This window comes from Pseudoalteromonas arabiensis (assembly GCF_001550155.1).
GTDB lineage: Bacteria > Pseudomonadota > Gammaproteobacteria > Enterobacterales > Alteromonadaceae > Pseudoalteromonas > Pseudoalteromonas arabiensis.
Window position 1 is genome coordinate 244,271 of the sequence record NZ_LRUF01000024.1, and the last position, 16,352, is coordinate 260,622.

General features: G+C 43.2%; 9 protein-coding genes. 6 read left to right on the forward strand and 3 right to left on the reverse strand.

Annotation, left to right across the window (positions count from 1 at the left end; translation table 11 throughout):
- The first annotated feature begins 179 nt into the window (after positions 1-179).
- A complete protein-coding gene (locus PAARA_RS14320) occupies positions 180-10,901 on the forward strand; it encodes an Ig-like domain-containing protein (RefSeq protein ID WP_062569697.1) in 10,722 nt (3,573 codons plus the stop codon).
- A 278-nt stretch (positions 10,902-11,179) separates the two neighbouring features.
- Here the strand turns inward: PAARA_RS14320 and flgN are convergent, their stop codons facing one another.
- The 3 genes from flgN to flgA all read right to left on the reverse strand — a co-directional run bounded on the left by flgN (position 11,180) and on the right by flgA (position 12,707).
- Positions 11,180-11,611, reverse strand: coding sequence for a flagellar protein FlgN (flgN, locus tag PAARA_RS14325; protein WP_062569698.1), 432 nt, complete (start codon positions 11,609-11,611; stop codon positions 11,180-11,182).
- The gene (gene flgM / locus PAARA_RS14330; RefSeq protein ID WP_062569699.1) at positions 11,604-11,924 is read right to left on the reverse strand and encodes a flagellar biosynthesis anti-sigma factor FlgM; all 321 of its coding nucleotides are present in this window, start codon (positions 11,922-11,924) and stop codon (positions 11,604-11,606) included. The genes flgN and flgM overlap by 8 nt, the downstream gene beginning before the upstream one ends.
- A 78-nt stretch (positions 11,925-12,002) precedes the next feature.
- On the reverse strand, positions 12,003-12,707 hold the full coding sequence (gene flgA / locus PAARA_RS14335) for a flagellar basal body P-ring formation chaperone FlgA (RefSeq protein WP_062570034.1): 705 nt from the start codon (positions 12,705-12,707) through the stop codon (positions 12,003-12,005).
- A gap of 142 nt (positions 12,708-12,849) precedes the next feature.
- On the opposite strand from flgA, the gene PAARA_RS14340 reads away from it, so the two are divergent.
- The 5 genes from PAARA_RS14340 (at position 12,850) to PAARA_RS14360 (ending at position 16,310) form a co-directional block, all read left to right on the forward strand.
- Positions 12,850-13,782, forward strand: a complete 933-nt coding sequence (locus PAARA_RS14340) for a chemotaxis protein (RefSeq protein WP_062569700.1) — start codon at positions 12,850-12,852, stop codon at positions 13,780-13,782.
- Positions 13,783-13,803: 21 nt separating this feature from the next.
- The gene (locus PAARA_RS14345) at positions 13,804-14,634 is read left to right on the forward strand and encodes a CheR family methyltransferase (RefSeq protein WP_062569701.1); all 831 of its coding nucleotides are present in this window, start codon (positions 13,804-13,806) and stop codon (positions 14,632-14,634) included.
- Between the two features lie 137 nt (positions 14,635-14,771).
- Complete coding sequence (gene flgB, locus PAARA_RS14350; protein WP_062569702.1) at positions 14,772-15,182, forward strand: flagellar basal body rod protein FlgB; 411 nt, start codon at positions 14,772-14,774, stop codon at positions 15,180-15,182.
- Between the two features lie 2 nt (positions 15,183-15,184).
- Entirely contained in the window at positions 15,185-15,616 is a 432-nt protein-coding gene (gene flgC, locus PAARA_RS14355; protein ID WP_062569703.1) for a flagellar basal body rod protein FlgC, read from the forward strand.
- A gap of 13 nt (positions 15,617-15,629) precedes the next feature.
- Positions 15,630-16,310 carry a flagellar hook assembly protein FlgD gene (locus PAARA_RS14360; RefSeq protein WP_062569704.1) on the forward strand — a complete coding sequence of 227 codons (681 nt, stop codon included), beginning with the start codon at positions 15,630-15,632 and terminating at the stop codon, positions 16,308-16,310.
- Positions 16,311-16,352 lie beyond the last annotated feature (42 nt).

The following is a 16,352-nucleotide window of genomic DNA, read 5'->3' on the forward strand; positions in this document are numbered from 1 at the left end:
ACTGCAACTACTACAATTGTTTAAATGTGAACTTTTTCTTCTGGATTCATGTTCCTGTTTTAATAGTTAAATAGTATTAAATAAGTGGCTGACCTGTACCATAGTCCAGTAACTTAGTGTTGTTTCTTAACTAGGCTTTACTTATATAAAAGTATTACTGGTACGTTGAGGAGCGGCAAATGGATGCAAACCAATTATTAGTTATCGATGTTCAAGGTTCTGCTGGCATTATCCAAGCAGATGGCTCTATTAAGGCACTTGAGGTGGGTGATGTGATCACCGTGGGTGACACTGTTGTAACGGCTGAAAAGTCGACTTTAACAATAGATGTACAGGGCGAATCATTATCAATACCAGCCAGTAAAAGAATCACAATTACTCCCGATTTAGTTGCCAAAGGCAGTCAAGACAGTTCTGAAAATACGGTGTTTGATGAGTCTATAGATGATGCGATTGCAAGTTTAAATCAAGCAAACTCAACGCCACCTCAGCAACAAGCAACTGGCGATATCAGCGACTTTCTACAAGCTTTAGAAGGTGATGGAGACATTCTTGAGAATTTAGAAGCAACCGCAGCGGGTGGCACTGGTGGTGCTACGTCAGGTGGTGGCACGTCCTTTGTTGAGCTTGCTCGTATTGCAGAAGGAATAGATCCCTCAGGTTTATCATTTGATGACAGCCTAAATGCAAGTAGTGATGGCATTTTTACGCCAAGGGATACCACCGATGGTGTTGTACCTAATGACGCTTTGGCAACATTAAGCGTTAATGAAATCGGCAATTCGAACAATCCTCAACCGGTTATTTCGGGTATAACAGAGAACCTTGTGGGTGAGACATTAACTGTCACAGTCACTGATGTGAATGGCAACACTCAAGTTGTTACTGTGATTGTCCAGCCTGATGGTACCTTTACGACTACACCGCTAGACCCCTTACCAGATGGACCGATTGTGATTGATGTGGATGTGATCGATCCTAACGGTAATCCACTGAATGATAATATCTTGGCAAATATAGATACAACGGGCCCTCAAGTGCAGCTTAATGCGCTTAATGACTCTGCTTCACCTAATGTTGAGATTTCGGGCACCGTGTCAGGAATTGAAGTGGGTGGAGATGTCACAATCACTGTGACTGACAGCCAAGGGCGAGTACAAACCATTGTGACTCAAGTTGATGAACAGGGTAATTGGAGCATAACAGCGCAAGATCTTTCTGAAGGGCTATACAATGTTGTCGCCTCAGCAATTGACGAAGTAGGTAATGAGGGGGTTGATACTGATAGTAGCCTCATTGATTTAACGCCGCCTGATATTACGCTTGTTGCGATTGCCGACACTAACGATACCACACCCACATTTGTTGGGCGGGTTGATGATGTGCCAGAGGGAACTCAGGTACGTATTCAAGTTGTTGATAGTAACGGTCAGTCACAAATATTTACAGCCATTGTTGGTGCTGATGGCAGTTATACCGTAGATGCAACGGCGGGATTTCCTGAAGGGGCATTTACCGCTATCGCGACAGTGGTGGATCCTGTTGGTAATAGTGCATCGGCCAATGCCAATGGAGAAATCGCATTTTCTCCTATTTCAATAACAATCAACTCAATTGCTGATAGCAATGACCCGACGCCATTCCTTAGCGGTCAAACCGAAGGCGTTGCGGCGGGTACAACCATCATGCTGATGATCACTGCCAGTAATGGACAAGTCATTAACTTGCTTGCAGTTACTCAAGCTGATGGTAGCTGGTCACTGCAAATGACAGAACCGCTTCCTGAGGGGGACTTTACTATTGTTGCAACTGTTCTGGATCCTCAAGGCAATGAAGCACAGGCGACAGCGGTTGGCAATGTTGATTTAACGGTTAGCATTAACTTTATTATTGATACAAACGATACAACCCCTGTAGTGACAGGTTCAACCCAAGACGTTGATGCAGGTACAGTGGTCACCGTTACCTTCATTGGTAGTGATGGTGCTACAGAAACACTACAAGTGATTACCGATGCAAACGGGGATTGGTCAGTAGAAGCAATAACACCGCTGGTGGAAGGAACATTCACTGTTACAGCAACGGTAACGGATGCGGTAGGTAACACGGCAACGGCGACTGAAATAGGTGAAATAGACTTAACCGATCCTGTTATTTCTATAGACACATTAAATGATACCAATGACACGACGCCGACTATCTCAGGCTCCGTTTTAGATGTTCCTGCAGGAACAACAGTGACATTACTGGTCACAGACAGCAGTGGTAATGCGCAAACACTCATAACGACAACGGATGCAGATGGTAACTGGCAAGTTGATGTTATAAATGACTTAGCTGAAGGTGACTACACCGTTATGGCGAGTGTTAACGATGAAGCTGGTAATAATAGTACGGCCACAGCAACGGGCACCGTTGATTTAACACCGCCAATAATAACAATCAATACCATAGGTGATGTTAATGATTTAACGCCCACTGTAGATGGCACAACACAAACCCTAGACGCCGGCACTGAAGTCACCATTACTGTGACAGATAGTAGTGGAGCGCAGCAGACTTTCATAACCACGACAAATGCCGATGGAAGTTGGTCAATAACCCTAACAGAGCCCCTTGCTGAGGGAGAGTTTACTGTTGTAGCCCAAACGCAAGATGCAGCTGGCAATACTGCACAGGATACGGAAGTTGGTGTGATTGATTTAACTGGACCAACTATAGAAATTAATGATTTTACCCCGTCAAATGACGTAACGCCTATTATTTCTGGGGTGGTGAGTGGTGTTGATGTAGGTACACAAGTAACCGTGACTTTAGTGGATAGTAACGGCAATCAACAAACATTAACAGCCACTGTTAATGCTGATAATAGTTGGCAAGTTGGTGCCAATCAAGCCATTGTTGAAGGGCCGTTTACAATTACCGCTACGGTAAACGATCTGGCTGGTAATCAAGCCACAGACACAGCGCAAGGCATTATAGATTTAACCGCACCGATAATTACATTAGACGATCCTGGCAGTAGCGCTGATACAACTCCGACTATTTCAGGTGTCGTTGAAGGTGTTGATGAAGGCACTGCGGTGACCATTGTTGTGGTTGATGCAAATGGTAATAGTCAAGAATTAAGCGCAGTGACAAACATCAATGGTGGCTTTTCAATTGATGCTGTTACAGAGCTTAGTGAAGGTCAGTATACTGTCACCGCAACAGTTGCAGATGCAGCTGGAAACCAAGCTTCTGCAACTGCAAATGGGTTAATTGATTCATCATTACTCACCATTACTATTGATGCAATCGGTGAAACAAATGACACCACCCCAACCATTTCAGGGACGACAATTAATGCAGCTCCTGGGAACGTAATAACGGTTGTAGTTACGCCAGCCTCGGGACCTGCGCAGAGTTTTGTGACCCAAGTCGGCCCTGATGGATCATGGAGTATTGAGGTGCCTACCGCGCTTGCTGAAGGTGAAATTTCAGTTGATGCGACTGTGACAAATTCTCTTGGAAATACGGCTAACGAAGTTATTAGCGGTATTATTGATATCACAGCGCCTGTGGTTTCTATTGATGAAATTGGTGTCACGAACGACAGTACACCCATCATCACAGGCTCGGCAGAAGGTGCCTTAGCGGGAAGTACAGTGACAGTAACCGTGTTTGACTCTGTAAATAACAGCCAAACTTACACAACAACGCTGGATGCACAAGGTAATTGGGTTGTACAAGTTACAACACCTGTCAGCGAAGGTAATTTTTCAGTAACAGCAAGCGTGACTGATAACGCAGGTAATACAGGGCTCGATACCGAGATAGGCACATTAGATTCTACAGCACCACTGATAACCATTGATAACCTTGGCACAGTCAATGACCCTACACCAATTATTAGCGGTACAACAAATGAACCTGCTGGCAGTATTGTACAACTCACGGTAAGTAACGGGGTTGATAGTTATGTTTTTACAGCCATTGTCAGTGGTGGTGGCACGTGGGCTGCAGAGGTACCTGAAGAATTACAAAATGGCACATTTGATATTGTAGCCTCGATTACTGATGCGCAGGGCAATGAAGCTGTAGCAACAAGTTCGTTTGTTTTAAATGCCAGTGCGCCCAGTCTTTCAATTGATACAATTAACGATACCAATGACACGACACCCACCATCAGTGGTACATCGGATGCGCCTAACGGTACCGTGGTGTCTATTATTGTCGAAGACAGTAACAGTAATTTGCAAGCCTTATCTGCCGTCGTTCAAAATGGAATTTGGGTAGCCAATGTCACATCGCCATTAAGTGAAGGGGCATTTTCTGTATCAGCTTCCGTTACTGTAAATGGTATAACTGGTGATGCAACAGCCCAAGGTCTTGTTGACATAACGGCACCAACGGTCAGTATTGATGCACTAGCTGATACCACGGATATTACCCCTCTCATATCTGGACAAGCTTCAGGCTTGGCTATTGGCAGTGTTGTTACTTTACAAGTGACTGATAGCGCTGGAAATACTCAATCATTAGCAGCGGTTGTTGGTGCCAATGGTAATTGGTCTGTCGAGGTGGAGACAGGGTTAGCTGAAGGTACTTACACCGTTGAAGCCACTGTCGCAGACACGGCAGGCAATACCGCTTCAGACACTGCCACAGGCGTTGTCGACTTAACTGCACCTCTTGTCTCAGTTAATGGTCCTTTCCTAACAAATGATGATACGCCACTTGTAACTGGTAGCTCTGATTTAGCGAATGCAAGTGTTGAAGTAACATTTACGGATGTGAATGGCGATAGTCATATTGTTGTCGTGCAAACGGACAGTAACGGAAACTGGAGTGCAGAGGCTTCGCAGTCACTCGCAGATGGTAGTTATAATGTTTCAGCAAGCGTAACGGATGCTGCCGGTAATACAGGTACTGACACTGATAGCGGTGTGATTGATACAATTCCTCCACAGCTTGCCTTTGAACCTACCTTATTATTAGGTCAATTGATTACTTTGAGTGGTACATCAGATTTACCGGCAGGAAGTGTGATTACGGTTACTCAAAATTTAATTGGTGCACCAGCAGTCACAACAACCGTGACAACAGATGCTAATGGGAATTGGTCATTAACGGGGTTGAGTGTGCCTATTGTTAATTTGGCATCTATTACAGCAACCGCGTCAGATGCTGCAGGTAATGTCACAACAATTACTACAACTGACTTTGATGATACACCGCCGATTTTAACTGTCAGTGTAGATGCTTTAACTAATGATAATACCCCCCTTATTTCGGGCACCACTGATGCTGGCCAAGGCGCGCAAGTAACCGTTGTTGTTACCGATCAAGCAGGGAATAGCCAAACACTCAATGCGACTGTGAATGCAAATGGTGAATGGTCAATCAGTCCGAATGTGATACTGGCAGATGGCACATTTACTGTCAGTGCCAGTGTACAAAATAGTTTTGGTAATACCACAACAGAAACAGCCAGTGGCGTTATTGATACTGTAGCACCGAGTTTAACGCTTGATGGCGTTGGGAGTGGCAATGATGTAACACCTGTACTGAGTGGCACCAGTGACGAAATAGGTGCGACCATTAATATAGAAGTGACTGATAGCAATGGGACACAGCAAATTAGTGCAACAGTGGCAAGCGATGGCACATGGTCTGTAGAAGTGCCAAATGGCTTAGCTGAAGGAAGTTACACTGTTACTGCATCAGTCAGTGACGATGCAGGTAATACGACAACCCAAAACGCGACAGGTGATATTGATATTACCTTGCCTATAGTTACTGTGAATAATAACGGATTAGGAAACGATAGCACGCCATTATTAAGCGGCACATCTGGTGAGGCAGTAGGAACAGTTGTCAACCTTACAGTGACCGATATCAATGGTGATACGTATGATTTAACCGCAACGGTTGATGCCAATGGTGACTGGCAAGTAGAGGCGCCTTCACTCCCTGATGGTAATTACACCGTTTCAGCGAGCATAACCGATGATGCCGGCAATATTGGTACAGCATCCGGCACCGGTAATATAGACACTGTTGCCCCTGCGATTTCGATTAACAGTCTTGGTACTGTAAACACAAATACACCGACAATAAGTGGTACCTCAACAGAGCCGCAAGGCACACAAATATCTCTGATTGTGACTGATTCTAATAACGTTGATGTGTCTTTAACGGCTGTCGTTGATAGCAATGGAGATTGGTCGGTTACATCTATGGTATTAGCTGATGATGACTATACTGTTGTAGCCACAGTCGTAGATCCTGCAGGTAATACTGCCAGCACCTCAAGTGACTTCACTGTTAACATCAGCGCGCCGAGCATGTCAGTTGATGCGATAGCTGATACGAATGATACAACCCCTACAATCACAGGTACTACTTCAGCGCCAAACGGCTCGACAGTGACCGTGGTGATTGATGATGGTACTAACCCGCCACAAACATTAACTGCGACTCTTCTTGATGGCATTTGGTCTGTGACACCACCTACAGCATTAGCAGAAGGTAATTTCATAGTGACAGCAACGGTTACCGTTGGAGGTGTTGATGGTGAGGCGTCAACGATAGGCGTTGTTGATTTAACAGCACCTACTATCAGTATTAACAACATAGGTAGTACAAATGACGATACACCAACAATTAGTGGGGTCACTGATGCAAGTGCTGGCAGTACCGTTACATTAGAAATTACGGATTCACTTGGCGGCATCCAAACGATCACCGCGACTGTACAGGCTAATGGCACATGGTCGGTATCGCCGAGCATAGCATTAGCAGAGGGCAGTTTTACAGTTAACGCCAGTGTATTTGATGTTGCAGGTAACGAAGGTACGGCAACTGAAACAGGCCTAATAGATACGACTGCGCCAACAATCGTGATTGATCCACTCTCTGATACAACAGACGTAACACCATTGATCAGTGGGCAAAGTAGCGGCGCTTCAGTCGGTACGCTTGTTACACTAACCATTACCGATGGCGCAGGGCAAGAGCAAGTCGTCACGACGCAAATACAACCAGGGGGGGTATGGTCAGTTGAGGTAACCACACCATTGGCTGAGGGTGAATACACTGTTAATGCGACATTCGAGGATGCTGCTGGTAATCAAGGCGCGGATACAGAAACAGGCAATGTTGACCTTACTGCGCCCAATATCACCATTGATGCACCTGAATTAACTAACGATAATACACCAACAGTAACCGGTACGTCTGATTTAGCAAACACGCAACTAGACGTGACCTTTTTAGATGCCAACAGTGTTAGTCATATTGTTACCGTAACCACAGATGCATCAGGTAACTGGAGTGCAGATGCAGGTCAAGCGCTTGCCGACGGTAGCTATACCGTATCAGCGACAGTTCAAGATAATGCGGGTAACACCGGCACAGCATCTGATAGTGGTGTTGTTGATACTATTGCACCTGATATTCGCATTATACCTTCGTTCCTATTAGGTAATTTAGTAGAGCTATCTGGCACATCTGATTTACCTCAAGGCAGTGTCATTACCATTACTGAGCAGTTAGTCGACGGCTTAGTGGGCGCAACTTATACGGCTACGACTGATGCAAATGGCGATTGGGAGGTTCTTGGAATTACTGTACCGCTACTTAACTTAGCTTACGTAACAGCCACTGCCACGGATGAAGCAGGGAACACCGCCACTGTGAGTACATTAAATTTTGATAATGTTGCTCCTGTATTAACACTTAATGTTGATTCTTTAACTAATGACACGACGCCGACTATCTCAGGAACAACTGATATGGGAGAAGGTACTGTTATTAACATTACCGTCACTGATAGTGCGGGTGGATCGCAAAGCTTTACAGCGACAGTGTTAAATGATCAAACATGGTCTGTTGATGTCCCTTCAGCGCTTGCAGAAGGTGGCTTCACGGTGACAGCGTCGGTTCGCGACGAAGTAGGTAATTTAACCACGGAGCAGGTTTCGGGTGTGCTAGACAGTGTAACCCCAAGCCTAGTTATTAACGATATTGGCGCTACTTCAGATGTTCGACCAACGATTTCAGGCAGTAGTAATGAAATTGGCGGTACGGTCGTTGTCGAAGTAGCGGGGCAAGAAATTACAACGACAGTGGCAAGTGATGGAACGTGGCAGTTTATTGTTCCCCTTGATATTAGCGATGGCAGCTACACCATTACTGCCACAATTACGGATGATGCTAATAATACGCAAACAGTAACAACCCCCATTACTGTCGATACGGTTGATCCTGTTGTCACACTGGATCCGCTTGTATTAGGTAATTCAAGTACGCCAGTTATTTCTGGAACATCGACAGAACCACAAGGTACGCTTGTCGATATTAGCGTTACTGATAGTAATGGCGATACTCAAACATTGACGGCAACAGTACAAATCGATGGTACTTGGCAAGTAACGCCTAGTGATTTGCCTGATGGTAACTATAGTGTGACCGCGAGTATTACCGACTCTGCGGGCAATTCAGGTAGTGCCTCAGATACCGGTGCAATTGACACCTTTGCGCCAATCCTTGTCATTAATGGTCTTGGCACGATAAACGACACTACACCAACCATTAGTGGGACAACGAGTGAACCACAGGGTAGCACGGTGAATATAACCGTTGAAAATGACGGCAATACTTATCCACTTACTGCAACAGTGCAAGCAGATGGTAGTTGGTCTGTCGATGTATCACCTGCTTTAACAGATGGTGCAGTCAGTATTACTGCAAGCATTACTGATGCAGCCAGTAATACGACAACGGCCATTGAAACAGCGACTCTTGATAGTAATGCACCTACTATCGCTGTTGACGCACTAACAGTGACGAACAATACAACACCGACTATTTCTGGCACCAGTGATGCCGCAGACACCACGCAGGTGACTGTGAATGTAGAAGATGCACTTGGCAACATTCAGACCGTCTTTGCCACCGTAACAGGGGGTGTATGGAGTGTGCAATTATCGACACCATTAAGCGAAGGTAGTTTTAGTATTACAGCGAGTGTGACCGAAGGCGGGTTAACAGGCACTGCCACACGCAGTGGTGAAATCGACCTAACGGCACCTCTATTCAGTGTTAATACGCCAGATGTAACAAATGATACAACTCCTACAATCAGTGGCACGAGTGATGCTCCGCAAGGTACCCTAGTATCAATAACCGTAACAGATGCGCTCAATAATGAAGTCACAGCGAGTGCAATTGTTGGTGCAAGTGGTAATTGGTCTGTTGCACTTGCTTCTCCTCTTGCTGAGGGAGCTTATACAATTGATGCAAGTATTACAGATGCTGCGGGTAATACAGCAACAGATTCGGCATCGGGTAGCATAGACATAACACCTGCAGATGTAACGATTGATCCAATCGCCGTGACAAGTGATTTAACACCAAGCGTCACAGGTAGTGCAACAGGGGCTACAGCAGGGAGTTTGGTGATTGTTACATTTGTTGATGCTGTGGGAGTAAGTCACAGTGTTGAAACAACATTAGATGCAAACCTTGAATGGCAGGTTGAGGCAACACAAAACCTTGCTGAAGGGGCATACACAGTAACAGCTGTTGTGAGAGACAGTGCTGGTAACGATGGTTCTATCTCAACAACGGCGGTGATTGATACGATTGCACCTACTATTAGTATCAACGCGAGTAGTTTGATACTCACAAATGATTCAACACCAACAGTGAATGGTACGTCTGATCTCGCTAACAGCAATATTATTGTTACTTTCACCGCAGCTGGTGGCGTAACGCATAGTGTTGCGGCTGTGACAGATGTGAACGGCGACTGGCAAGCAACCGCGACTCAAGCTCTTGCTGATGGTACTTACTCTGTTGCTGTAAGTATCACTGATGAAGCTGGAAATACTGGAACAGACAGTAAAACCGGCGGAGAAGTTGATACGGTTGCACCAGAACTTTCAATCGTACCGTCATTCTTATTAGGTAACTTGGTTTCGCTCTCTGGTACCTCAGATTTACCTGAGGGCAGCGTTATCTCAATTACGAATCACTTAGTGGGAGGAGGCGTCAGCGCACCCTATACAGCCACTGTTGATGCAAATGGGGATTGGCAAGTCCTTAACTTATCTGTTTCGTTACTAACGCTTGCTTATGTTGAGGCATCAGCAACCGATGCCGCAGGCAATACCACAACCATATCTAGCATCGATTACAGTAACGACCCTAGTTTGGATGCGTTTAATGTAACTAATTATAATCCAGGTATTTTGGGACTGCTTCTCCCATCAGCTTCAGGGGAGGCAGAACCAGGCACAGAAGTTTATGCTATTGGTTCTAACTTGGTTGGGCTTAATTTATTAAATATTGTTGATTTATCTTTACTTAATTCAGCACCTACAGTCACCGCAGATAGTAATGGTGATTGGTTTATTAGCTTGTCTGTATTAGATCTAGGTAATGAATATTACTTTGCAATCGTCGACCCTGTAACAGGTGACTTCATTGTTAAAAATACCGAAAATGATTTAGTGGGCACTGGGGTACTCGATACTGAGCCAGATGGGGGGCTTATTGGTTTAGGCAGTGAACCTTTGTTAGCTGATTTTGATGAGAGTGAAGAGCAAATGGCACAAGGAACTGAGCCTCAACCACTTGGCGAAAGTATTGATTTGAGTTTGGTTATGACTGACACAAACACAGATTCTACTATTGCTGAGGGGGCGGCACCACTTGAACTGAGTATTGATGATGTACTCACCGATAGTGAGCAAACGGATGTACTTGCTCTTGATACTGGCAGTGAAAGTCAAAGTTTGGCATTCAATGGTGAGCCCGAAGTGACATCAGACGCAGCAAATGATATTCAAAATGACTCTGAGGAGTTAATTAAGAAACTCATCGAAGGCGGCAATAACGCTATCGATATTTAAAACGAGTTACTAAATACAAATAAAGCGCGATTTATCGCGCTTTATTTTTGACTCTGAACAGCTTATTTTAGTAGATATGGTTTTAGGTTTTGCTTAGGAAACTCACGAGTAAAGCTTACTTTGTAGTCGCGACTTTATGTCGCGTTATTTATAAGCAATAACTTGGAGCAATAATCAGGTTTACAGCGCCATCTTTTCGGCAAATAGCAAAGTGGCTTATCAGAGGGGGCTATCAATTTGTGAGGTTGTCGTAATAAAGGAGAGATAACCCAAACGCATTACGCTTTTAGGTTATGTACAATTTTATTCTCGCCCTGAATAACACTGCCACCTTGATCATAGGTCATAGACGATGGTGCACCAATTAAAATATCTTTTAATTGTTTTACACTTAGTTGGGCTTGATGTGCGGCATGTGCATTGACATCGTTTTTCTTTTTGCAATTTGTAAGAAGCTCATTCACCTGCGTGATAAGTGAAGAAACGTCTTCATCTTGAGCATCATTTTTACTCACAAGCACCTGAACTTCTTTATCAAGCGTTTGAATTTTTTGTAATAAGGCGATTTTTTGTTGGGCAATCTCTTTTAAACCTTCACCTCGTTTTGAGGCAATGGCTGTTAGCTCATCATCTAAAAGCGCAGCAATAGACTCTAAATAAGAGACTTGCTGTGTTAATTTGCTGGCAATTAAATGGTTATGATCAGCCATAAACGTCAAACTCGAATGCTGCGATGTTCTTTGCTAGTTTTTCAGTATCAATTTGATACTTTCCTTCGCTGATTGCTTTTTTCAACTCAGCGACTTTTGTACTGTCAAAACCAGATGACTGCTCAGCCTTTTCTTGCAAAGATTTTAATTGCTTTGCTTGCGGCGTTAAACTCACTGAATCTGCACTGGCTTTAGGCGCAGCTGATTTAGCCGTTTGCGTGTTAAGGTTATCTTTTTGTAAATCAAGCTGTTTTTGCTTGGTATTCGTCAACACAGATGTTTGCTGACTATTATTATTGACGTTGCTTACCATTATTTTGACCTATACATTACCCAACATATGCCTTGGTATCGGCAGGCACACAAGATACTTTAACATAAATATTAAAAATTAAATATTCACCTGTACAGACTCGACACCATCCACGCGTGCATTTAATACTTTACCTGATTTTTTGTTTTTTACACGTACTAATTCATCAAGCGTACCATCTTCTAAAGCAACACCTGTTGTTTTGATTCTAAGTCCACGTATCGCTGCAATGATGGTTACATTATCCCCTTTGCACACCATACAAATATGGCTCATGACAATCGGAAGACCGCTGCGGATATTACGTTTGCTCCGACTTCCTATTAGCACTGATTCATCTTGAATATATTGCGTACGAACAAATTGTTTAGGCTTCATTTCAAGACGCAGATGTTCAGCTTTAATAACCTCTCCACGAGTTAAATTGGTTGTTACTACTACCACAGGCTCAAGTTCAATAATTCTGACATGCACATACTGCGTCCAACTATTTAAGTCTTCGCATTTAAGTTGTACGGTTACCTGCCGATTAAAAGGAGGTTCAGTCGGAACGGTTTTACTCAGCGGTAACTGACAAGGCCTATCAGGGATTCGGCTATCAAGAGGCAGTGCGCTGACTTGTGGTGTTGAATCCAGATCAGTTATTTGTTCGCTGATAAAATCGATAGCGATTTGTTGAAGTTGCTGGTGATTATAGACTTCAGCGTGAAGTTGCGTACTAAGCAACAGGCTAGCAAGAAAATAAAAAACACTGTATCTTCGGCTTTTTTTTAACAAACTCATCATGTTTCGACTATGCTTATGGTTGAAAACAAGGTATAAATATTTTGCGTCAAAAAACAGACGCTTTGTAACCTTATGTAGCTTTAACACAAAGAAAGCAATTATTGTTCCGACTCTGGTTGTTTATCTTTAGGAGATTGAAATGGCAGGCATTTTAGACTCAGTTAACCAGCGTACTCAGTTGGTTGGGCAAAACCGCCTTGAATTACTATTATTCAAACTCAGAGGGCGTCAACGCTTTGGTATTAACGTGTTTAAAGTAAGAGAGGTTTTACAATGCCCACCGCTTACAAACATGCCAAAATCAAACGCCTATATCCGTGGTGTGGCCCATATTCGAGGTCAAACTATCTCAGTTATCGATTTATCTATGGCTGTTGGCGGTCCTGCGATTGAAAATATTAAAGATAGTTTTATTATCATTGCGGAATACAATCGCTCAGTTCAAGGCTTTTTAGTCGGTGGTGTTGAACGTATTGTAAATATGAATTGGGAAAAAATTATGCCTCCGCCATCAGGCGCTGGCCGTTATTCGTATTTGACAGCCGTTACCGAAATTGAAAACGAGCTGGTAGAGATCCTTGACGTTGAAAAGATTCTTAACGAGATTTGCCCGGTTAATACTGAGGTCAGCGCTGAGGTTGTGGGCGAAGGCGAAATTCAAAAAGATTTAGGCGAACGCATTGTCTTTATTGCTGATGATTCTGCGGTAGCAAGAAACCAAGTTAAGCGTGCACTTGAGCCATTAGGTGTGCAAACTGAACTTGCTAAAAATGGTAAAGAAGCGTTACTCAGGCTACGTGAAATTGCTGAACTTGACTGTCAAAACAACATCACTGAACGTGTTGGGTTGCTGATATCTGATGTTGAAATGCCTGAAATGGACGGTTATACCCTAACAGCAGAAATAAAAGCCGATCCAAAATTATCACCGCTACATGTTATTTTACATACATCGCTGAGTGGTGTATTTAATCAAGCAATGATTGAAAAAGTGGGTGCGGATGATTTTATTGCAAAGTTTAACCCTGATGAATTAGCGAGAGCTGTTAAAAAATGGGTTCACTGTGATTAATAATTTATAGGTGGTATTACTTTGGAAAATAAGCACTTACAACAAAGCGAATACGATCAATTTCGCTCTTTTTTAGAGCAACAATGTGGGATTGTGTTAGGTGATAATAAACTTTATTTAGTTAAGAGTCGCCTAGCCCCATTGATGGCTCGCTTTAGTGTGGAATCGTTATCACAGCTTGTGAGCAAAACATTAAGCCCTCATGAGAGGCAGTTACGTGCCGCAGTTGTTGATGCGATGACGACAAACGAAACACTTTGGTTTCGTGATCAATACCCCTTTGAGTTACTTAAAACTAAATTGTTTCCTGAATTTAAAGACTTGCGTAGACCGGTGAAAATTTGGTCTGCGGCAAGCTCTTCTGGTCAAGAGCCTTACTCGATAGCTATGTCGGTTGCTGAGTTTCAGTCTAAGCAACCTGGTGTTTTAAAAATGGGTGCGCAGATTATCGGTACTGATATTTCAAATACTATGCTTGATATGTGTAAGAATGCAGAATACGACTCACTTGCCCTCGCACGAGGCTTGTCGATGGAAAGGCGGCAAAAGTTCTTTAAGGATAGTGGCAATGGTATGGCGCAGGTGGTTGATCCAATAAGAAAAATGGTCAGTTTTAGGCATCTAAACTTATTAGATTCTTATGCCTTGATGGGCAAGTTTGATATTATTTTTTGCCGCAATGTACTGATTTACTTTTCACCAGAGGTTAAGGCAAAAATTATTGCGCAATTTGCGCAGGCACTTAACCCTAAAGGCTATTTATTTTTAGGTGCATCTGAGTCAATGGCAGGTTTAAGTGATAGTTTTGATATGGTACGTTGTAATCCAGGTATCATCTACCAGAAGAAATAATTCCCTCCTAGCAACCTAACGATTAGGTTGCTATATTTTATTTATTTTCAATTAGTTATAACCATATTTATAGCCCCCTTAATTTTTGGCTTATCTTTTGCATTATGCTACGCAGAGTCAAATTTTTGGAGATGGTTATGGCTATCAGTTTTGATAAAGCATTCGGTGTTCACCCCCATGCAATGTTGATCCGTTCACAACGTGCTGAGTTATTAGCGACGAATATCGCTAATGCTGATACGCCGGGCTACAAGGCAAAAGATGTGGATTTTGCATCTGCATTAAAAGCGGCAAAAAGCAACCAACAAAGCGGCAACACTATGGTACGTACAAACGAGAAACACCTTGCGGGTGGTAGTCGTTTTGTTGGTAACTCAGAAATGTTTCGCACGCCAAATCAAGCAGATACAGGTGATGGTAACTCTGTTGATATACAAGTGGAACGAAACTTGTATGTACAAAACTCATTAGAGTATCAGGCAAGCCTGCAATTTATGAGTAGTAAAATTAAAGGCCTTAAAAAAGCCCTCGGTAGTCAAGGAGCTTAATCATGAGTTTATATAATGTTTTTGATATTTCAGGTACGGGGATGAGTGCACAAAATGTGCGTTTAAATACCACGGCGAGTAATATCTCAAATGCAAATACGATTAGCTCAAGTCAAAATGAGACTTACCGAGCGCGCCATCCTGTGTTTGCCGCTGAACTAACAAAAGCGTCAGCATCACAAAGCAATCCTCAGGGCTCTTCTGTTGGCGTTAAAGTACTGGGTATTGTAGAGAGCGACAAGCCCCTGCAAATTGAATATAACCCGAATCATCCAAGTGCAGATGAAAACGGTTATATCTACAAGCCTAATGTTAACGTCGTAGAAGAAATGGCTAATATGATTTCTGCCTCTCGCTCTTATCAAACAAATGTGCAAGTTGCTGATGCAGCAAAGCAAATGTTAAGTAAAACACTGTTGCTTGGGCAGCGGTAACCGAGGATAAGTTATGAGTAACGACATCAGCAGTGCGTCATCCACGTATTTAGATAACTTACGTTGGCAAGACAATCAAACGAAAACAGAAGAGAAAGATGACACATTAACACAAGAAGATTTCTTCTCGTTATTAACTCAGCAGTTATCGTTTCAAGATCCGAGTAAGCCCGCTGACAATGATCAAATGATTGCTCAGATGACAAACTTTACCATGGCAGAAGGTATTTCAAATCTTAATAGTAAATTTGAATCCCTTACGGCTTCGATGACATCTAACTCGGCACTACAAGCATCTACTTTAGTGGGTAAACAAGCGTTGCTTGAGTCAAATATGTTGGATTTAAATGAAACGGGTGTTTCTAAAGGATCTGTTGTTGCAGAAAAACCGGTAGATAAGTTAACACTACGTATTGAAGACGAATCGGGCCAACTTGTCAGAACCATTGAGTTAGGTGCGCAATCTGCTGGTGCAATTCGTTTTGAATGGGATGGCGAAAATGAAGATGGTGAACGTTTGCCTCCTGGCGAGTACAAAATCAAAGCCGAGGGAAGTGTTAATGGTGACTATACTAGCTTACCGATAGCGACTTTCAAGAACATTGAGAGTGTCAACATTAATGGTTCGAGCGGCATTATTATAAATACTAAAGAAGGCGCGGTTAGGCTAACTGATGTAGCAGAAATCGCTTAATTATACAGATTAATTAGTTAGCCAAGTGCTACAGATTGACAC